The following is a 19,361-nucleotide window of genomic DNA, read 5'->3' on the forward strand; positions in this document are numbered from 1 at the left end:
AGGTTAAAAATGCAACCAACCTCTTAGGCGAGATACTTCTACAATCTTGCGAACCCCTTCAATGTAAGCAGCAATTTTCATATTTACTCCATAGCGTTTAGAAGTGTCAAGTACGCTAGAAAAACTAGAGGTGATTTTTTCCTTTAAACATTGATCAACATATTGCTCTGTCCAGTAATATCCTTGGTTATTTTGACACCATTCGAAATAAGAAACAATAACGCCACCAGAGTTTGCTAAAATATCTGGAACAACCAAAATTCCCTTTTCTTCTAACATGGTTATCGCTTCTTTTGTTGTTGGACCATTTGCAGCCTCAATGATAATCTTACATCCAAGCCTTCCTGCATTATGTTTCGTAATCACTCCCCCAATTGCCGCTGGAATGAGTACGTCACATTCTTTTTCTAACAACTCCTGATTAGAAATTGTTTTACTAAAGAGATTCGATACTACACCAAAAGAATCTCTGTTTTCTAGTAAATAAGGAACATCGAGACCATCTGGATTATAAATTCCTCCTATAGCATCTGATACCCCAACTACTTTCACACCAATATCATATAAATATTTCGCCAAATACCCTCCAACATTCCCAAATCCTTGAATAATAACCCGCATATTTTGCAGCGGAATTTGTTTTAACTCACTTACTAACTGAAGTGTATACAATACACCTTTAGAAGTTGCTGTTTCCCGGCCCTGTGATCCTCCTAACATTAACGGTTTCCCGGTAATAAAGCCCGGAGAGTCAAACTCCCTTATATGATCATATTCATCTAGCATCCAAGCCATAATTTGTGCATTTGTGTACATATCAGGGGCTGGAATATCTTTCGTCGGTCCTACAATTTGACTTACTGCTCTTACATACCCACGACTCAGTAACTCTAGCTCTCTAAAACTCAGCTCCTGCGGATTACAAATAATCCCGCCCTTTGCACCTCCATATGGCAGTCCTGTCACTCCACATTTTAGGCTCATCCAGCCGGCAAGTGCTTTTACTTCTTCTGCCGTAACATCTGGATGGAATCTAATACCGCCTTTTGTTGGCCCTGCTGCGTCGTTATGCTGAGCGCGATACCCTTGAAATACCTTTGTTGTTCCATCATCCATTCGAACAGGAATGCTTACTTCTAAAAAGCGCATCGGTTTTTTCAGAAATTCGAATACTTCGTCTGGATAACGTAAAAAATGAAGCGCCTCTTTTAATATAGCTTGAAATTCCTCTAAAGGATTTTCAAGCTCAACTGTATTTGTTTGTTTTTCTGATTGAATTGGCACAATAACACCCCGCTTTATATTTTTACTAATTGTACAAAGCAATAATCGTGCCAAGTGAAAATACTATGTTAATCATATCGTGTCATCCCCCTACTTATGAATCTTTGAATGACTTATGCAATATTGCATGATTATCAAATATAAAAAGCAAAAGACATCGGAATTTATCCGATGTCTTTTGCTTTTTATATTTCCTGTACTTCTTCAAAATGCATTTGCGGAGGAGCTGAACGGAACATCTTTGTAATATATAGAAGGTACCCAATCCCAATAGCAGCCCAGCAAAGTCCCAGAATAAGTGAATGAATATTGAGGTTAAACCATAGTACTGCTACAGTACCAGCACCTAAAATAGGCATAACTAAGAAATTTAAACAGTCTTTTATCGTTTTATATCTTTTTTTCTTAATGATATAGTAGGAAATTACAGATAAATTAACAAATGTAAATGCAATAAGCGCCCCAAAGTTAATAAGAGATGCTGCCGTTTCTAAATCAATGAATATAGCGGAGAGCGAAATAACTCCTACCAAAATAATATTATATACTGGAGTTCGCCAGCGAGGATGGATGTATCCGAATATTTTCTTCGGAATTACATTATCTCGCCCCATTACGTACAATAATCTGGATACACTTGTATGAGAAGCTAAACCGGACGCAAGTGTACCCATAAGCGTTCCTACTAAAAAGAAAGCTTGAAATAGTTTTCCACCAACATATAACGCAATTTCTGGAGATGCTGATTCTTGATCTTTAAATACAGATGTATCCGGAAAAAAAGATTGTGTAAAATACGTAGTAGTAATGAATAAAATCCCACCGATTAAAGCAGTAAGAAAAATAGCTCGAGGAATTGTCTTCTTCGCGTTTGGTGTCTCTTCTGCAAATGTAGTTACTGCATCAAAACCTAAAAATGAAAAACAAAGAATTGTCGCACCTGCAACTAACGGTGATATTTGTATATCTGATTGAAAAAACGGCTGAATGGAAAAAACTTCTCCTGTTCCCTCTCCCGCTAGTAAACCTTTTATAACTAGAAAAACAAACACGGCCATTACTAGCACTTGAAATATTACTAAGAACGTATTGAAGTTAGCAGTAACATTTACGCTAATCATATTTATTAATGTAATCAGTAGAACAAAGCCAATGACCCATATCCAATTAGGAACACTCGGGAAAAACGCTGACATATAAATTCTTGTTAATAGTGCGTTCACCATCGGTAGAAATAAATAATCCAATAATGCTGACCATCCAACAAGAAATCCAAGCTTTGCACTAATTGTCTTCTGTGTATACGTATAAGCAGATCCTGCGGTAGGAAAAACCTTTACCATTTTGCCGTAGCTTGCAGCGGTAAACAACATCCCTGCTAATGCAATCAGATAAGCTCCTGGAACATGCCCGCCCGTTTTTTCAGAAACGATCCCAAATGTATCAAATCCAACCATCGGTGTCATATACCCGACCCCTAGCATAACAATTGACCAAAGCCCTAATGAACGTTTTAGACCAACCACTTTTCCCACCTATCATTCCCCCTACTTTCTCTATCTAATTTCCATTTAAAGATTGACAGTCGAAAGGAAACGCTTTCAAATCACTATATATATATCACACCAAGTATTACCCCCCTTTTTTCGTTTTTTAAATATTCATGCAATTTTCGAGCCAAAATTTCTAGAATTTAAAAATTCAATACGAAAAAGAACGCATAGGTGGAATTGGGCCTCATTTCTTCTCATTTTTTATTCATTTTGACATAAGTTATTCAATCTCTCATACCACTAAATATAAAAAATATAACTTTAATCCGTGTTTTTTCTTTATTCCCACTGATTATAATCCCTCACAAATTGGGCTTTTATAGGATAAAAATATTTTTACGAAATAATAACATTATGTAAACTACTTATACAAAAAAGCTGTCTTTTTTATAAAGACAGCTTTTTCTATAACACTATATTAAAAATTGAATACGAAGTCATCATCCGATAACTTTTCAACGTTTGTTGCTTTTACGTAACCATTTCCTTTTACAGAGAAGAAATCATGGTTTTTCGTATCTGTACGTAAACCATTTAAAACGATTGGGTTAATTTCTTCTTCCTCAAACTTCGGCTCAAGTCCTAAGTTCATAAGTCCTTTATTCGCATTGTAACGAACGAAACGATTTACATCTTCCACAAGACCGATAGAAGTATAAATTTCTTCTGTATATGCCATTTCAATTTCATACAATTCCATTAATAACTCTTGTGTTTCTTTTTGCACTTCTTGTTGTTCTTCTGCAGAAAGTTCCGCGAAGATTTGTTGTGCTAAAATACCAACGAATACGCCGTGAATTGACTCGTCACGAATTATTAAGTTAATAATCTCACCACTTGCAGTCAATTTTCCTTGCCCTGCTAAGTAAAGTGGATAGAAGAATCCACTATAGAATAAGTAACTTTCTAAGAACACACTTGCTACCATTGCCATGTATAACTCTTTTTTCGTTACTTCAGGCTTTAATAAACGACGATAGTAACTAGTAATAATACCAGCCTTTTTCTCAAGTAATGGATGATTATCTACCCATTCAAAAATATCATCAATTTCTTCTTCCGTAGCTAACGTTGTGAAAATATGACTGTAACTCTTCGCATGTACTTCTTCCATAGCTCCCATGAAAGCTAATACACTTTTCGCTTGTAAATTTTCAAGATGAACAAGTACAAGAGGCATCCCTTCGCCACCTTGTTTCGTATCTAAAAGTGTTAAACCACCTAATACACGCTTATAAGCAATTTGCTCTTCTTTTGATAATTGCACCCAAGTATTTTTGTCAGAAGACACTGCGATTTCTTCTTCTGTCCAAAACTGAGCGATGTTTTGCTTCCAAAACATTAAACTAAAATCATCTTCTTTTTTGTTCCAGTTTACCGCACGCATTAAATCGCCCCTTCTCTCTAAATAAACATGAAAAATTGATAACTAAGCATGAGCAGGGTTCAGAAAAACCCTGCTCACAATGTCTCACTTTTTCTTATTAAACAGTACAAGCTACGCACTCTTCCACGCTTAATTTACGTGTTCTCGTATAATACAGACTCTTCAAGCCTTTTTTATGTGCATAAATGTAGTAACGTGCTAACTCACGTGTTGAAATATCACTATTAACATAAAGAATTGTACTAATTCCTTGGTCAATGTGTTCTTGAACTTCAGCGATTAAATCAATTAGTTTAAATTGATTCATATCATAAGAAGATTTATAGTACCAGAACGTATCTTTTGATAAATATGGCATTGGATAATATGTTGTCGCATTCGCATACGTTCTTGATTCGATTTGACTAACGATCGGCATTACACTTGAAGTTGCATTTTGAACGTAACTGATCGATTGTGTTGGAGCGATAGCAAGACGATATGAGTTATATAATCCATTCTTCTGCACTTGCTCTTTTAAACTTGTCCAATCTTCTTTTGTTGGAATATGAATTCCTTCAAATAGTTGCTGAACTTTCTCAGTTACTGGGCTATAATCTGTCGTTTCATATTTTGCAAAGTATGTGCCTTTTGCATAATCCGATTTATCAAAGTCTTTAAATGTTTCGCCTTTTTCTTTAGCGATCTCCATACTTTTCTCAATAGAATAGTAATTTAACATCATAAAGAATGTACGAGCGAACTCTTTCGCTTCTGCACTTTCATAAGCGATTTTGTTTTTCGCTAAATATCCGTGTAAGTTCATTGCGCCAAGTCCAACTGAATGCAGCTCGTCATTTGCTTTTTTCACAGTTGGTGCATTCGGAATGATCGTCATATCAGAAACAGCTGTTAAAGCTTCCATTCCCGCATGAACCGCTTCACGAATTTCTTTATTTTCCATTACGTTTACGATATTTAATGAACCTAAGTTACAGTTAATATCGCGGCGGATAATGTCATCCGTACCGTAATCATTTATTTCAGAAGTTTCTTGAAGCTGGAAGATTTCTGTCTCGAATGTTCAACCGAGTTCGCTACTCCTCAGTCCGTTGCTCATGCAACTGCTGTATGTCACCATACAGGACAGACTATATCATCACCTACAGCATTACCTGATTAGGTGCTCCGCTTTTCGAACGCCAATCGCTTGCGCTCTACTCCCATAAGGGATAGTCGTTAGGCTTTTACTTATCTTAATCTTTCAGAAAGTCTCTTATTACTTTATGTTGTCCGATAACTCTGCTATACAAAATAATAAGATACATTCTGAACTTTTATATTTTCATTCTAAGATAAGATTTAGCACGGTAGGTTACCTCGAAATTGAGGCTTTCCCCGTTTAACGGAGTTTTCGACTAGCATTTCTACTAGAAGGTGCTACATATTTAACACAAGTTCGACATCTTCACAGTTCCAATATCCTTCAGTGGATGTTGATTATTTGCATTTGATTTAAACATTAAGTATGGATAACCAGACTCAAGTTGAATCATAGCAATTTTAATAAGCATATCACGCGCACTAATGTCTAGCGGCTTCTTCTTCACTTTCGGATTGCTCATTAATTCATCGTACATTTCATCAATATCAATATCATCTAAATGCTTGCCATATTCTTTAAACACTGTATAAGGCGCGAAAACATGGAAAGATTCGTTTTTCTCAGCAAGTTCAAAGAACTTACTTGGAACGATAATTCCGATTGATAGAGACTGAATACGGCTCTTCTCATCGGCATTTATTTTTTTTGTATCAAGGAATTCAATAATATCCCAATGGAAAATGTTTAAGTATACAGCCCCGGCACCTTTTCGTTGGCCAAGTTGATTCGCATATGAAAACGAATCTTCAAGCAATTTCATAACAGGTACTACACCACTTGCTGCGTTATCAATACCTTTAATTTGCTCACCACGTGCGCGTAGCTTAGATAAGTTTAAAGCTACTCCCCCACCGATTTTCGATAGCTGCATCGCAGTATTAATGTTAAAGCCGATTGAATTTAAGCTATCGTCCATCTCTAACAAGAAACAAGACACCATTTCTCCTCTTCTGCTTCTTCCCGCATTTAAAAAGGTTGGTGTCGCTGGTTGATAGTTTTGTTTTACAATCATGCTTGCGAATTGTTTTGCCTTCGCAACCTCACCGCGTCCTAAGTATAATGACACAATTGCTACACGATCTTCATAGCTTTCTAAGTATTGTTTTTGATCATTCGTTTTTAACGCATAATCTTTGTAGAACTTAGATGCTGCCATATAAGATTGGAACTCGAAGTTTTCACCATAAGCGATGTTATATACTTCTTCTACTTCCTCCAAGCTATACTCGTCCAGAACGTTGTAATAGTAATCGTGTTCTTTCATATACTCCATTCGCTCTGCCACGCTATTAAAATGAACGGTATTCTCTCTAGCTTCTTCCATAAAGACTTCTAATGCCTCTTTATCTTTATGAAGCTGATAAAAACCGTCCTGCATTTGCGTGATTTCATTATTCAGTTCAATGTGTCGCAATCTCCCGCACCCTTTCTTTAAAATATTCTACATCATTATTTGTTCCAGATAACTCAAATTTTGATACAATAGGCACTTCATATTTAGCAGAAATTTTGTCAGCACTTGCACCGAACATGTCTCCCCAGTTACGATTGCCGCTTGCAGATACGCCTTTTAATTTGTCATTATTGCGTTCTAAAAAGTCTAAAACACGTTCTGGTACATTGCCAAAACCTGTTGTATACGTAATAAGAATAAATTCTTCATCTAGTACTAGATCTTCATCAATTTGAACGGCCGGCATATTTAATTTGTGGATGAAACGCTTCACGTTTCCTGTCATAGAATCATATGCAACTAACATTTCCGACCCTCCCTCTCCAATCTATATTCTCTGTATGTCGTTTCTTGATTTCTCTATATATTGTATTACGTTTCAAAATAAGACACAAGATATATGTATAAATTCTTTCTTTTTTTAACTTTCACTTTTCGACATGACCGCCGATTTTTTTCAATACAATGACTATGAAACAACATTCTAAAACTCATGTCAATAAAGTGCTTTTCGAAAAAGTTGTCAACGGATTTAACCTTATTTTAAAAAAAGTTAACAATATTTTTTGTCATAAAACGGTAAATGCTGGAGGAATATATTTCTCCAGCATCACGCAAAAAAGAACAGACTTTAAACGATAATCTGTTCCAAAAAACGATTACATTTATCCAATTTACTTTATTAAATATTATACATATACTCTTATTCCTCGTTACATACTAAAAGATAACTATTATAGAAAAGGATTATTATTATGGAGCTTCAATTTATTTATGAAAAAATTTTATATGTTTATTCACAATGTTCAATACGCAAAATATCTTTCACAAATATATGATGGGGATTCTCATCTTTATCAAGTAACGTACATACAGGAGCTTCTTCATCAAAGTATACGATCATTCCTTCTACGTACTGGTATGTACGCTGAACTTGTACAGTCACTTTAATCTCTGCCGCTTGCTCATATGCCCGTTTTATTTTCTGAAGCATTTTCGCTGAACACTTTCGTTTCTCTGGATACATAACCATTCCCATAAATCTATTCCCAGCTCTATCTTTCCACATATAATCCCAATGTGGTAATATGCCTTGTTTAAAATCGCCCATAATTCTCCTCTCCCTTATCTTCTATTTACGAACGTGGCGTTTCTGAATATGTATAAATCACCTGTCCACCACGCTGTGCGTTCCCAATAATATGTTTAAAATCTTCTCGATTTACAACAACTTCCCTAAACGTATAAAATACATCTTTCGTTGCAATATACTCCTTTATTTCACCACTTTTCAGCTGATCCAAAATTGTATTTGCTAATTGTTCATCCATGTATTTCACCTCTCTGCAATAGTTTATTTTATCGCATCTTCTATAGGTCGACAACGGTAAAATTATCCCGTTACTATTATGTAATGCACTTTCATTATTTTTATAGCTATATCACTTTATTATTTTCTCACTAAATATCATATACTAACATAGCTACTTCTCTATATCAAACTTTTTGACGCCCTGTATAACAAAGTTCCAAATCACTGTTTGATATTTTGTTTTATGCTACAATGATATATGTAGAACTAGGAGGGATACTATGATTCGGAAAGCAAAAAAGACAGATGCGGTAGAAGTAGCACCTTTACTGTATAACGCTCTGCACGAAATTGCTGAAAAAATCACAGGTAGCACAGTTGAAGCAAAAGTAATACTAGGACTTGAAACATGGTTCGCAAAAGAAAATAATCGATTGAGCTATGAAAACTGTTTAGTGGCTGAACAAGGCGGAAAGGTAGTTGGGGTTATTGTCGTTTATCACGGTAGTGACGCTGAACAACTTGATGCACCAATAGTACGCTACTTAAGAGAGTTACATGGAGATGAATCCATTACGTTAGAAAAAGAAGCTGAACTTGATGAGTATTATATTGACACGTTGTCAGTTTCAAGTATGTACAGTGGACGTGGTATTGGCTCTAAATTAATCGAGGCAGCTGAACTTCATGCATCTGAAAAAGGTCATGAAAAAATCGCCTTACTTGTTAACTTAGAAAACAAACGCGCTTTTTCACTATATGAAAAACTCGGTTACAAAGAAGATAAAACCGTTATGCTCGTTGGCGAACCATATGCCCATCTAATAAAGCCATTACGTATATTAGTTTCCATGTTTTAAAAAGAAAGAGGCTGCCAAAAGTAGCTATTCAGCTACTTTTTGGACAGCCTCTTTTAAGTTAATTTTGTATTTAATACATTTCCATTCATCGCCTCACGGAATGTATACGCTGTACATCCCCACGGCTTACGATGAAAAATAGGAGGCCCAGACCACCCCATTGCCCTCAGTTCCGTACCAATCATCGTATTAAAATAACTATGGCTTACTAGCGCTATACGCCCGTGTACAAGCGCATAGCGATGTAACATGTTAGCAGCTTCTCTTGCTCGTTCTCTCGCTTCTTTATAAGACTCAACTTCTTTATGATATCCAACCATCCATAAAGCACGTCCAATGAAAAACCACGTCCCAGTTTTACATTTAAACCATGATGGTGCAAAAAAAGTCGATGGCACTTCTACTTCTCTAAAAAGTGAGCTTTGTATAAAAGACAAGGAATCCATTAATTCCGCTGCTGACTGCACAGCACGTCTTTGATCGCTCGATACAATCAACTTTGCTGATTCAATTGCCTCAATCGTTTCTATTGGTATGTTACATTCTCTGCTCCCATTATCTCCATCATACCTCTTCAGCCATTCATGAAATGAAGTAATTGTCATCGGTTCTATAGCACTATTCAAACGACCATGACGAATAAAAGAAATCCGCATTCTTTCCACTCTCCATTCATCACTTACGAACTATATTATGTACAATTTCTTACATTCATCATAACATGCTGAAAATGAAAGTTACACATTACTACATATCACCACCACTATCATGTGTTACCGAAGCATGTATCCCATCCAGACCATCAAAATATGTAGTTGTTTCCTGATGACGAATTTTTTTCAACTGTATATAAGAAAATAAAAATAAAAATAACGCTATAAAACTCCCCACAACTTCAAACATCATTTTACCGCCCCTAGTTTCTCCCACTTTAATAGGTCATTGTACATCTTTATTATACTCCTATATAAAGATGTATGCATTTTTATCATTCCTCTTCTAACAACATGTTTTGTGAATATTCCCTTACAAAAGTGAATATTTTTCGAATTTTTACTTTGGAAACATTTACAAATTAGAAAATATAGTTCAAAATAAGAGGAAATAAAAAGCCCAAATTATTCTTTTTTGGGGAAAACTGTAACAAGGAGAGTTGCTTATGCAGATCGCAGAAACTGGAGATATCATTGAATTTAAAGGTGGAATGCAAGGCCGTGTTCAAAAAGTAAATACAAACTCCGTGATTGTTGATATAACTATTATGGAGAATTTTAGAGAACTAGATATGGAACCTCTTACAGTTGTAAGCCATAAAAACTATACTGTTATTAATCAACATGCATAATATAATAGAAAGAAAGGATCTGTATATCATACAGATCCTTTCTTTCTATTATATATTAACGATTATCAATTGTTTCTGGATATAGATCGTGATTCATCATGCGGTAGTCTGCCATTTCCTCATACTTAGTTCCTGGGCGACCGTAGTTACAGTAAGGATCGATTGAAATCCCACCACGTGGTGTAAATTTCCCCCATACCTCAATATAACGTGGATCCATTAATTTAATTAAATCATTCATAATAACGTTCATGCAATCCTCATGAAAGTCACCATGATTTCGGAAGCTAAATAAATATAGCTTTAATGATTTACTCTCTACCATTTTTTGTTCTGGAATATAGCTAATATAAATTGTCGCAAAATCTGGTTGTCCTGTTTTTGGACATAAACTTGTAAATTCAGGACAATTGAATTTTACAAAGTAATCACGGTTTGGATGATTATTATCAAATACTTCTAAAATTTCCGGGCTATATTCAAATAAATATTTTGTATTTTGATTTCCTAATAATGTTACATCTTTTAAATCTTCATCTAATCTTCCTGCCATTTTAAACATCCCTTCTCATTATACCCCTCGTTTATTTCCCCATACTAACGCATGAAGCTGAGGCAGTACTTTCGCATCATTCATTTCTTTACAGTGCACAGCTTTTTCAATAAGCCACTCATATTTTTCTAATAAGTTTTTAATAAGCATTGCATCATCCACTGTTTTCGTATCATCATTCCCTACTTGTAAGAAAAATGGTACATTCGGATAACGCTCGTGCATCTTGACTGCATATTCAAAATCTTGATCATCGAATACTACTACTTTTAAACTAAAATCTTTCCCTGCTAGTTTATGAATAATAGAATCTAACATCTGAAAATCTGTTTTCATCGTTGAACTTGGTGGTTTTGGAGAAATCGTTACCTCATCAATTTGAAGTAACCAATCTTGCCATTTACTCCCTTGCGTTTCTATCGCTGTTCGCATACCATTCTCTTTTAATATAGAAAGAAGAAATTGCATATTTTTCAGTAAAACAGGATTTCCACCTGAAATCGTAACATGAGAAAAGTTCTCTCCACCAATTGCTACAAGCTCACTCCAAATGTCTTCCGGTGTCATTTGTCTAATTTGCTCTTTTGCTGACCCATCCCATGTAAAAGCAGAATCACACCAAGCGCAGCTATAATCACAGCCCGCTGTACGGATAAACATTGTCTTTTGTCCTACAACCATCCCTTCTCCTTGAATGGTCGGGCCAAATATTTCTAAGACGGGGATTTTACTCATCGAGCATCCACTCCCGTCTTACTTCCGCATAACTAGTCGGTGTTTCAAAAAGACGAACAAATTCAACACGAGCTCTCTTGTATTCGTTCACACGATTATCTTTTGTTAATGCTTCTGCCATCTTTTCATAAATCCATACGACCATATTTTCAGCAGTCGTATTCATTGCTGGCAATGTTTCGTTTAAATAACGATGATCTAAATAAATTTCTATTTCATTTTTCCAAATTTCTTTTATATCTCCAAAGTCAATTGCAAGGCCTATTTCATTTACATATCCACTAATTCCAAACACGACTTTATATGTGTGGCCATGTAAATTTTTACATTTCCCTTCATAACAGTGTAAATGGTGCGCTGCATCAAATGTAAATTCCTTGCTGACCATTACTCTTTTATTATGATATTTGAGTTGTTCACGCTGAATATCCTTGTCCATTTTTTGCAAATTTTCTACGATGCGAAATCCAAAAAAGTTATCCATTAGTTGTTCGCTCCTTCGCGTTCTTGTAGATACGTATCTAATCCTGCTTTACGAAGTTGACATGCTGGACATTCACCGCAACCATCACCAATGATTCCGTTATAACACGTTAATGTTTTTTCTCTAACAAACTCGAATGCTCCAAGTTCATCTGATAATTTCCATGTCTCTGCTTTATCAATCCACATAAGTGGTGTATGAATAACAAACGGATAATCCATAGATAAATTCAATGTAACGTTTAATGATTTCACAAACACGTCACGGCAATCTGGATAACCACTAAAATCAGTTTCACATACACCCGTTACAATATGACGTGCTCCCACTTGTTTTGCTAATACCGAAGCAAATGATAAGAATAGTAAATTTCGTCCATCTACAAATGTCGATGGCAATTCACCTTCTTCATGTGTAATCTCCATATCCGTTCTCGTTAACGCATTTGGAGCAAGTTGATTTAATAGGCTCATATCTAGTACCGTATGTTTAATACCTAGCTCTTTCGCAATTTCTGCTGCACAATCAATTTCTAACTTATGACGTTGATTGTAGTTAAACGTTACAGCTTCCACTTCTGCGAACTGTTGCATTGCCCAAAATAAACATGTTGTACTATCTTGTCCACCACTAAAAACAACAACTGCTTTTTCTTTTTTCATTTCACTCATTCTCCTTCTCTACTACGAATAAGAAGAAAGAACGTTCTTGAACTGTCACAATAAAAAAACAAAACAATACCTAAGGATATTGTTGTTTCCATAGTTTTTTATAGAGGGAGTTCGCGAACCTCTCCCATGCAGTGCACGGAATTTCTTCTTTCATTGACAAAGATTATTGTAACATATTGTATACTACCAGAAAAAATTTCTGATTTTTCCGCTATTTCATATTTCATTTCTATCATTTTATAGTATGATTAATTTAATGTTAGAAGAGAGGAGGCACCCCACTGAAGCTCTTTATTATTTACCTCTTTTTAAATATATTATCCATTCTCGTTACAATGCTTGTATATCATTTATTTTGGAATCAGAAAGGGAAACGATCTCCTAAATTAAATTCAGCTATATTTATTGTATTGTGTTGCCTCGCTACCATACTATGTATCACTTTTGCAGCAAAAACAAATAATGGTTTTCAATTTGATATGCGTCATATCGTATTAATTGTCGGCACATTAACAGGAGGACCTATTGCTGGGGGTTCTATTTTAGTTGTATTAAACATATATCGCTTTTTATTAGGAGGAATAGGTGTTTTTCCATCCTTTATCGCTTCTATTCTCCTATTTATTGTTCTACTATTGACATACAAACTTTTTAATCGAAGTTCTAATCATGTAAAAATAACACTTGCTATTTTTTACAGTCTCACATATGGGTTTGGTTGGATACCTTTCTTCCTTTCAGAGGTTACGAATAGGGCAGATTATATACCACATATCATTGTATACGAACTATGTACGATGATTGGCACAATCCTTATTTTATATTTACTACACATATTACAGACGCAAGTTCGTCTCCAAAATGAACTTATGAACGCCGAAAAATTTCATTTAATAGGTGAAATGGCAGCTTCCATCTCTCATGAAATTCGCAATCCTTTAACTTCAACGAAAGGATTTTTGCAACTTTTACAGTCGGATACATGTTCTGAGGAAGAGCGAAAATTATATATCGACATAGCCATCAATGGTATCGAACAAGCAAATCATGTTCTTACCGATTACTTAACTTTTGCGAAACCGAGTATTGAAAAAGAACAACGATTACAAGTAGAAGAAGAATTACTTCATGCGTTGTCTTTGATAACACCTCTCGCCAATTTAACAAATGTTCGTATACATTACATAAAACAAAGTACCTCTTTCTTTATCGCTGGCGAAAAACAAAAACTGAACCAATGCTTATTAAATATTTTTAAAAACTGTATTGAGGCTATGCCTACAGGTGGTGACCTTATTCTTACATTAGTTCCAGACCATAAACATATACAATTATATATAAAAGATACAGGAATTGGTATGGATCAAGAACAAGTAAAACGCCTTGGGTCACCTTTCTACTCAACGAAAGAGAAAGGGACCGGACTCGGAATGATGGTCGTCTTCAGTGTCATTCAAGCAATGGATGGAAAAGTTGATATTATAAGCGAAAAAGGTACAGGTACAACCTTCTTATTAACTTTCCCGCTCATACAAAAAACGTGATGGAGTTCATCACGTTTTTTCTGTTCCTTCAACTAATTCTGCAAAAGCTTTCACTTTCCCATGTGGCTTTTGATTTTCTTTTCGAGCTTTCCAAGCGCGCTCTTCTTCTCTCTTTTTCTTTGACATGTTTTTCAACTCCTTCTTTTCTTTTCTCCATGTAGTATTCCAAAATGTAAAAGAAAACTATGCATAAGTAAAAAAGAAAAGAAGCGGTTCCCCACTTCTTTCACTTTATCCCGCTATTTGTGGGCAGTAAGACTCCCACCTCAAAATTCGGATGTAAGGCTGCCGTAAATGCCCGATTGATGCGGGATGCCTCCCCACCGATTAAAGTTTCACTTTAACGCTGTAAAATTGCATGTTTCGCTTCTTTTAGTTGTGTAAGATGTCTTTGCTCATGCAAATCAAGAAATTGAACCCATTGGTATAAATTCAAATCATTAAAAACAGGATGCTTTAATCCGTTTTCAAATAATTCTTTTTCATCTATTACGCTATGCAGCGCGTGTAATAATTCTTGTCGTGAATGTTCTAGTAATTGAATGCCTTGTAGTTTTTTCATTAATGTTTCTGTTGGTTTCATTTGTTGAGGAGCTTCTCGTTTATGTGTGCGATCAAGCGTAAGCTGGAGGTCTTTAAATGGAGCAAGTTTTCTTTCTTTTTTTTGCAAAGCATATACAAGGGCAGATGTGACAGACTGTTCAACTAAATGTAAGTGATGCAAAATTTGAATAATACTCCATTTATCACGGCGTGGCTTTACATTCACCTCCGTATCGTTTAACATTTCAATTTCTGATAACAGTGTGCTTCGTGTAGACTGTAATGAGTGCACTAAAGTTTCTAAACTAACATCCATATTAGATTGAAGCATAATTCTTTCCCCCCTTTTGTTGGTGAAAAGAGGTGCTCCTTATTAGAAACACCCCGTTGATAATTCTGAATTTTCTTTTATTATCTCATCATTTTTCCATTATGTCGATGTTAAACATGTGAAAAAAACGCATACTTTTTTACAATTTTGTGTCGTCTACTGCGCGTAACCATGCTTCAATTTCTGTAATTACACTTTTTACACAACCTTCAGCAAATGGCGATGTTAAATTTGCAACTTCTACTAATTCTAAGAATGACTTACTTCCACCTTGTTGACAAAGATTCACATAATCTTCCCATGCCTCTTGTCTATTATCTCTCGCACGTTTCCAAAATTGTAGTGCACAAATTTGAGCTAGCGTGTAGTCAATATAGTAGAACGGTGAACTATAAATATGTCCCTGACGTTGCCAGAAACCACCGCGCTCTAAATAATCATTATCTTCATAATCACGATGTGGTAAATACTTCTTCTCTATGTTACGCCATGCTGACTTACGCTCTGCTGGCGATGCTTCTGGATTTTCATATACATAATGCTGATACTCATCAACAGATACACCGTACGGTAAAAATAGAAGAGCTGAACTTAAGTGTGAGAAATAATATTTATCTGCATCTTCTTCAAAGAATAACTTCATCCATGGCCATGTAAAGAATTCCATACTCATAGAATGAATTTCACACGCTTCATATGTTGGCCAATTATACTCTGGAATTTCATATTTACGACTTTCATATACTTGGAAAGCATGGCCCGCTTCATGTGTTAGTACATCAATGTCACCAGACGTTCCATTAAAGTTTGAGAAAATGAACGGCGCTTTATAATTCTCGATATATGTACAATATCCGCCACCAGCTTTTCCTTTTTTCGCAACTAAATCTAATAAATCGTTATCTAGCATAAAATTGAAAAATTCATCTGTTTCAGCTGATAACTCTTTATACATCGTTTTCCCATGATTAATAATCCAATCCGCATCTCCTTTTGGCGTTGGGTTACCTGTAGCAAACTCAAAGTTTTCATCATAATAAGCGAGCTTTTCTACACCGATGCGTGCTTTTTGTCTATTTCTTAACTCTGTTGCAACCGGAACTATGTAATCCAATACTTGCTGACGATAGTTCGCAACCATTTCAGCATTATAATCTGTACGATACATTCTTGCATATCCTAATTCAACAAAGTTCTTGAAACCAAGTGATTTCGCGATTTTCGTTCTCACTTTAACAAGCTCATCATAAATACGATCTAATTCTCCCTCATTCTCAGCTAAAAATCCGTAGTATGCTTCACTTGCTGCTTTACGTTCGCCTCTTTCTTTTCCTTGCATAAAAGGAATAAGTTGCGATAACGTTCTTTCTTCTCCTGCAAAGTCAATTTTTGCAGATGCTAATAACTGTGTATATTGTGAAGACAATTTATTCTCTAATTGTAAATCTTTCACTACTTCATCTGAATATGTTTTTAAATCACATTCAGCTAAAGCAAATAATTGTTTCCCATAATATGCTTCTAATTCTTCACGGAATGGAGAATTAATTAACGCTTTATAATACTTCGTTCCATAACCTTGCACAACTGGAGAGTATTCATCAAAGAAATCTTGTTCTTCCTTATAAAAGGCATCTGTCGTATCCACAGAATGACGAATGTAACAAAGATTCCCCATTGTACCAAAATCATTGCGAATTTCATTAATTGAATTGATTACTTGTTTTTGTTCTTCAATCGTTTTTGCATTATCGAATTTTTCTAAAGCAACAGTAAATTTCTCTTTTATTTCTTCAATATTTGGCCGTTTATATTCATAGTCTTTAAATGACATGAATGAGCCCCCCTCTCCGTTATATGTATCTTTACTATAATTCAATGCTTACTTACGAATCTCCTCTTATTCTTCACCAAAATTCGGCAGTTACTGTCTTGATTATATGCAAACAAAAAAAGCTTTGGATTTCTTTATCCAAAGCCCCTTTGGAACATAACATCATTTTTCATACTTTCCGATTTTTTTCAATAGATCAAGTAATTCATCCTTCTCATCCTTCGTTAACATTTCAAAAGACTGATGTATAACTTGCTTATGACCTGGAAAAATAGAAGCAATAAAGTTCTCTCCAGACTCCGTTAATTGTGCATAAATTACACGTCTATCATTTGGACATGGAATTCGCTTTACAAGCCCTTTTTTCTCTAGCTTATCTACAACGTATGTAATGCTACCACTAGCTATTAAAATACGCTCACCAATTTGCTGAAGTGGTTGGCCTCCTTTATGATATAGGAGTTCTAATACAGCAAACTCAGTTGGATTTAATCCGTTACTTTGAATGGATTTATTTGTAATATCCATAACAGAACGATGTACACGGGATAATGCAATAAATACTTTTAGAGATTGAGAAATATCTTCTCGCTCATTATTTGATGTCATACCATTTCAACCCTTCACTTAAATTCTCCGCAACAAAAAGAAAAGCAATGTAGTACTTCATTACAATTTCCGAATGAACATTCACTCATCCCTTTTCCTTTCCCTAATATAATGCAAATGATTCTTAAATAAAAACATGACAATTTTAACATAGTTTATATATAATGATAATAAAAAAGAAGGAGTACCAAATTTGAAAGTCAAATTACAAAGCATAGTTTGTTACATACTGCTTGTTATACTGCCAACGATAGGGATCGGTGCCACATTTTTTTCGTATCACACTTATCAAATGAAACAGGAAAACAAACTATCTGCTCATACTGTTCTCTTTTTATATAGAGACTATTTGGACCATCACCTTGGTGAAGCTATTTCTGCCTTAGAAATGCTCGCAAAAGTTGTAGGAACCGAAACAGGAAACATAAATGGAATTAAACAGATTGTACACGATACAGATGGAAATGATGAACGTTTTTCTGGTCTATATTACGCTACGACAGATGGGATAATTACACTCGCATCCGAAGGTGAATCAACGCACGTTGATGTCTCTGACCGCAAGTACATTCAAGATGCATTACAATCTAAGAAAACAACTGTATCATCAGTTATAACAGATCGCGTCCTTGGGCATCAGGCTATTATGATTGCCTCTCCAATATTTAATAAACAAAAGGAACTCTCTGGATTATTGTTAGCAAGTTTACGCTTTGACTACATTTCATCCTCTTTAAATGCTATTAAACCACAATATCATTTCGAAGTGACTGATAAACATGATGTAGTTTTTCTAACCGATGATAATAATGAAACAAGCGATGAGCATTCTAATATGCTTACTACCCCACTCCAAAGATTAAACTGGAAGGTCTCTGTTTCTCCGTTACCTATTCATCAACAAACCTTATACCGGTTAGTTTCAATAGAATGTACAGCTACTTTATTTTTAATGTCTATTTTATTTTTACTTGTTCAATATATGTTATTAAAACGGCAAACAAAACTAGAAAGACAACAAAATGAACTACAAAAAATTGAATTGGTTGGAACTTTTGCGGCTAGTACAGCTCACGAAATCCGTAATCCTCTTACTGGAATTAAAGGACTCGTTGCTCTATTAAAAGAGAAATATAGAGATGAGCAGGATCAGTTCTACTTTTCAGTGATTGAACAAGAAATAGAACGTATTAATGAGATTGTAAGCGAATTTCTTATTCTTGGAAAGCCAACTGCCATCATTGAACAAACAAATGATGTAAGAACGATTCTTAATGAGGTAGCAGTAATTATTCAATCTGAGGCGAATTTGCATAATATTATATTCCATTTACATTTGCCAGACCACCCTGTTCATATACGTTGCTCAAAAGACCATATGAAACAAGTGGTTTTAAATATTACCAAAAATGCAATTGAAGCTATGACTTCTGGGGATACATTAACTATTGTAGTAACAAACAATGAAAAACACGCACAATTGCAAATTATTGATACCGGAAAAGGAATTCCAAAACATATTCAAAAACACCTCTTTCATCCGTTCTTTACTAATAAAGATACTGGAACAGGTCTTGGACTTGTCATATGTAAACGAATTGTAGAGATGTACAATGGGCACATTTTTATTGATAGTAAAGAAAGCAAAGGAACGACAGTTCATATCGAGATTCCATTGCACAGAGTATAATTATCCTTATCCCAAAAGGATAATTATAC

General features: G+C 35.1%; 21 protein-coding genes, 1 pseudogene and 1 riboswitch. Of the genes and pseudogenes, 4 read left to right on the forward strand and 18 right to left on the reverse strand.

The features are described 5' to 3' along the window. Positions 1-3: 3 nt before the first annotated feature. The 8 genes and pseudogenes from MR109_RS10545 to MR109_RS10580 all read right to left on the reverse strand — a co-directional run bounded on the left by MR109_RS10545 (position 4) and on the right by MR109_RS10580 (position 8,152). Positions 4-1,284: a Glu/Leu/Phe/Val family dehydrogenase gene (locus tag MR109_RS10545; protein WP_025150962.1), complete on the reverse strand. Its 1,281-nt coding sequence runs from the start codon at positions 1,282-1,284 to the stop codon at positions 4-6. Positions 1,285-1,469: 185 nt separating this feature from the next. Next, positions 1,470-2,819, reverse strand: a complete 1,350-nt coding sequence (locus tag MR109_RS10550) for an APC family permease (RefSeq protein ID WP_242272050.1) — start codon at positions 2,817-2,819, stop codon at positions 1,470-1,472. 436 nt (positions 2,820-3,255) lie between these two features. Continuing rightward, positions 3,256-4,224: a class 1b ribonucleoside-diphosphate reductase subunit beta gene (nrdF, locus tag MR109_RS10555; RefSeq protein WP_025150964.1), complete on the reverse strand. Its 969-nt coding sequence runs from the start codon at positions 4,222-4,224 to the stop codon at positions 3,256-3,258. A 97-nt stretch (positions 4,225-4,321) separates the two neighbouring features. Beyond that, positions 4,322-5,272 carry a ribonucleotide reductase large subunit gene (locus tag MR109_RS10560; protein ID WP_308197275.1) on the reverse strand — a complete coding sequence of 317 codons (951 nt, stop codon included), beginning with the start codon at positions 5,270-5,272 and terminating at the stop codon, positions 4,322-4,324. Between the two features lie 382 nt (positions 5,273-5,654). Continuing rightward, positions 5,655-6,782 (reverse strand): annotated as a pseudogene (locus MR109_RS10565) (ribonucleotide reductase N-terminal alpha domain-containing protein); the annotation flags it as partial. Then, the gene (gene nrdI, locus MR109_RS10570; protein ID WP_002170995.1) at positions 6,769-7,128 is read right to left on the reverse strand and encodes a class Ib ribonucleoside-diphosphate reductase assembly flavoprotein NrdI; all 360 of its coding nucleotides are present in this window, start codon (positions 7,126-7,128) and stop codon (positions 6,769-6,771) included. The gene nrdI and the pseudogene MR109_RS10565, both read right to left, overlap by 14 nt. Before the next feature lie 486 nt (positions 7,129-7,614). Further along, a complete protein-coding gene (locus MR109_RS10575) occupies positions 7,615-7,932 on the reverse strand; it encodes a hypothetical protein (protein WP_002170994.1) in 318 nt (105 codons plus the stop codon). A 25-nt stretch (positions 7,933-7,957) separates the two neighbouring features. Next, on the reverse strand, positions 7,958-8,152 hold the full coding sequence (locus tag MR109_RS10580; RefSeq protein WP_048369473.1) for a hypothetical protein: 195 nt from the start codon (positions 8,150-8,152) through the stop codon (positions 7,958-7,960). Between the two features lie 262 nt (positions 8,153-8,414). On the opposite strand from MR109_RS10580, the gene MR109_RS10585 reads away from it, so the two are divergent. After that, on the forward strand, positions 8,415-8,993 hold the full coding sequence (locus tag MR109_RS10585) for a GNAT family N-acetyltransferase (protein ID WP_071720169.1): 579 nt from the start codon (positions 8,415-8,417) through the stop codon (positions 8,991-8,993). A 53-nt stretch (positions 8,994-9,046) separates the two neighbouring features. Here the strand turns inward: MR109_RS10585 and MR109_RS10590 are convergent, their stop codons facing one another. Continuing rightward, positions 9,047-9,649, reverse strand: a complete 603-nt coding sequence (locus MR109_RS10590; RefSeq protein ID WP_002170991.1) for a histidine phosphatase family protein — start codon at positions 9,647-9,649, stop codon at positions 9,047-9,049. Between the two features lie 91 nt (positions 9,650-9,740). Then, the gene (locus MR109_RS10595) at positions 9,741-9,923 is read right to left on the reverse strand and encodes a hypothetical protein (protein WP_081806944.1); all 183 of its coding nucleotides are present in this window, start codon (positions 9,921-9,923) and stop codon (positions 9,741-9,743) included. Between the two features lie 229 nt (positions 9,924-10,152). Between MR109_RS10595 and MR109_RS10600 the strand changes: the two genes are divergently transcribed. After that, positions 10,153-10,338, forward strand: coding sequence for a YkvS family protein (locus MR109_RS10600; protein WP_025150969.1), 186 nt, complete (start codon positions 10,153-10,155; stop codon positions 10,336-10,338). A 55-nt stretch (positions 10,339-10,393) separates the two neighbouring features. Here MR109_RS10600 and queF read toward each other — a convergent pair whose 3' ends face one another. Genes queF through queC form a run of 4 tightly spaced genes read right to left on the reverse strand, consistent with a single transcriptional unit; the run spans position 10,394 to position 12,772 of the window. Then, complete coding sequence (queF, locus tag MR109_RS10605; protein ID WP_002170988.1) at positions 10,394-10,891, reverse strand: preQ(1) synthase; 498 nt, start codon at positions 10,889-10,891, stop codon at positions 10,394-10,396. Positions 10,892-10,909: 18 nt separating this feature from the next. Further along, positions 10,910-11,626, reverse strand: coding sequence for a 7-carboxy-7-deazaguanine synthase QueE (gene queE, locus MR109_RS10610; protein ID WP_002170987.1), 717 nt, complete (start codon positions 11,624-11,626; stop codon positions 10,910-10,912). Further along, positions 11,619-12,110, reverse strand: coding sequence for a 6-carboxytetrahydropterin synthase QueD (gene queD, locus MR109_RS10615; RefSeq protein ID WP_071720168.1), 492 nt, complete (start codon positions 12,108-12,110; stop codon positions 11,619-11,621). Before queD ends, queE begins: the two co-directional genes overlap by 8 nt. After that, a complete protein-coding gene (gene queC, locus MR109_RS10620; RefSeq protein WP_048369480.1) occupies positions 12,110-12,772 on the reverse strand; it encodes a 7-cyano-7-deazaguanine synthase QueC in 663 nt (220 codons plus the stop codon). The genes queD and queC overlap by 1 nt, the downstream gene beginning before the upstream one ends. 93 nt (positions 12,773-12,865) lie before the next feature. Beyond that, a riboswitch (PreQ1 riboswitch) is annotated at positions 12,866-12,909 on the reverse strand. 207 nt (positions 12,910-13,116) lie between these two features. Between queC and MR109_RS10625 the strand changes: the two genes are divergently transcribed. Continuing rightward, the gene (locus MR109_RS10625) at positions 13,117-14,325 is read left to right on the forward strand and encodes an ATP-binding protein (RefSeq protein WP_048369482.1); all 1,209 of its coding nucleotides are present in this window, start codon (positions 13,117-13,119) and stop codon (positions 14,323-14,325) included. A gap of 9 nt (positions 14,326-14,334) precedes the next feature. Here MR109_RS10625 and MR109_RS10630 read toward each other — a convergent pair whose 3' ends face one another. The 4 genes from MR109_RS10630 to MR109_RS10645 all read right to left on the reverse strand — a co-directional run bounded on the left by MR109_RS10630 (position 14,335) and on the right by MR109_RS10645 (position 17,642). Further along, the gene (locus MR109_RS10630; protein ID WP_000038354.1) at positions 14,335-14,451 is read right to left on the reverse strand and encodes a DUF6254 family protein; all 117 of its coding nucleotides are present in this window, start codon (positions 14,449-14,451) and stop codon (positions 14,335-14,337) included. Between the two features lie 214 nt (positions 14,452-14,665). Beyond that, positions 14,666-15,199 (reverse strand): DinB family protein, encoded by a 534-nt coding sequence (locus tag MR109_RS10635; protein ID WP_002170982.1) that lies wholly within the window; start codon positions 15,197-15,199, stop codon positions 14,666-14,668. Between the two features lie 139 nt (positions 15,200-15,338). After that, positions 15,339-17,033: a M3 family oligoendopeptidase gene (locus MR109_RS10640; protein ID WP_071720166.1), complete on the reverse strand. Its 1,695-nt coding sequence runs from the start codon at positions 17,031-17,033 to the stop codon at positions 15,339-15,341. A 162-nt stretch (positions 17,034-17,195) separates the two neighbouring features. Further along, a complete protein-coding gene (locus tag MR109_RS10645) occupies positions 17,196-17,642 on the reverse strand; it encodes a MarR family winged helix-turn-helix transcriptional regulator (RefSeq protein ID WP_002170980.1) in 447 nt (148 codons plus the stop codon). 193 nt (positions 17,643-17,835) lie between these two features. On the opposite strand from MR109_RS10645, the gene MR109_RS10650 reads away from it, so the two are divergent. Continuing rightward, positions 17,836-19,332: a DUF3149 domain-containing protein gene (locus MR109_RS10650; protein ID WP_242272052.1), complete on the forward strand. Its 1,497-nt coding sequence runs from the start codon at positions 17,836-17,838 to the stop codon at positions 19,330-19,332. Positions 19,333-19,361: the final 29 nt, after the last annotated feature.

Origin of the sequence: Bacillus cereus group sp. BfR-BA-01310 (genome assembly GCF_022664325.1) — a bacterium.
Lineage (GTDB): Bacteria > Bacillota > Bacilli > Bacillales > Bacillaceae_G > Bacillus_A > Bacillus_A paramycoides.

Bases quoted from the DNA above. Each gene is read 5' to 3' on its own strand.
- queE (WP_002170987.1), bottom strand. From the start codon at position 11,626: ATGAGTAAAATCCCCGTCTTAGAAATATTTGGCCCGACCATTCAAGGA.
- MR109_RS10585 (WP_071720169.1), top strand. From the start codon at position 8,415: ATGATTCGGAAAGCAAAAAAGACAGATGCGGTAGAAGTAGCACCTTTA.
- nrdF (WP_025150964.1), bottom strand. From the start codon at position 4,224: ATGCGTGCGGTAAACTGGAACAAAAAAGAAGATGATTTTAGTTTAATG.
- MR109_RS10625 (WP_048369482.1), top strand. From the start codon at position 13,117: ATGCTTGTATATCATTTATTTTGGAATCAGAAAGGGAAACGATCTCCT.
- MR109_RS10590 (WP_002170991.1), bottom strand. From the start codon at position 9,649: ATGCGGATTTCTTTTATTCGTCATGGTCGTTTGAATAGTGCTATAGAA.
- MR109_RS10600 (WP_025150969.1), top strand. From the start codon at position 10,153: ATGCAGATCGCAGAAACTGGAGATATCATTGAATTTAAAGGTGGAATG.
- queC (WP_048369480.1), bottom strand. From the start codon at position 12,772: ATGAAAAAAGAAAAAGCAGTTGTTGTTTTTAGTGGTGGACAAGATAGT.
- MR109_RS10640 (WP_071720166.1), bottom strand. From the start codon at position 17,033: ATGTCATTTAAAGACTATGAATATAAACGGCCAAATATTGAAGAAATA.
- nrdI (WP_002170995.1), bottom strand. From the start codon at position 7,128: ATGTTAGTTGCATATGATTCTATGACAGGAAACGTGAAGCGTTTCATC.
- queF (WP_002170988.1), bottom strand. From the start codon at position 10,891: ATGGCAGGAAGATTAGATGAAGATTTAAAAGATGTAACATTATTAGGA.
- MR109_RS10580 (WP_048369473.1), bottom strand. From the start codon at position 8,152: ATGGATGAACAATTAGCAAATACAATTTTGGATCAGCTGAAAAGTGGT.
- MR109_RS10635 (WP_002170982.1), bottom strand. From the start codon at position 15,199: ATGCTTCAATCTAATATGGATGTTAGTTTAGAAACTTTAGTGCACTCA.
- MR109_RS10575 (WP_002170994.1), bottom strand. From the start codon at position 7,932: ATGGGCGATTTTAAACAAGGCATATTACCACATTGGGATTATATGTGG.
- MR109_RS10645 (WP_002170980.1), bottom strand. From the start codon at position 17,642: ATGACATCAAATAATGAGCGAGAAGATATTTCTCAATCTCTAAAAGTA.
- queD (WP_071720168.1), bottom strand. From the start codon at position 12,110: ATGGATAACTTTTTTGGATTTCGCATCGTAGAAAATTTGCAAAAAATG.
- MR109_RS10630 (WP_000038354.1), bottom strand. From the start codon at position 14,451: ATGTCAAAGAAAAAGAGAGAAGAAGAGCGCGCTTGGAAAGCTCGAAAA.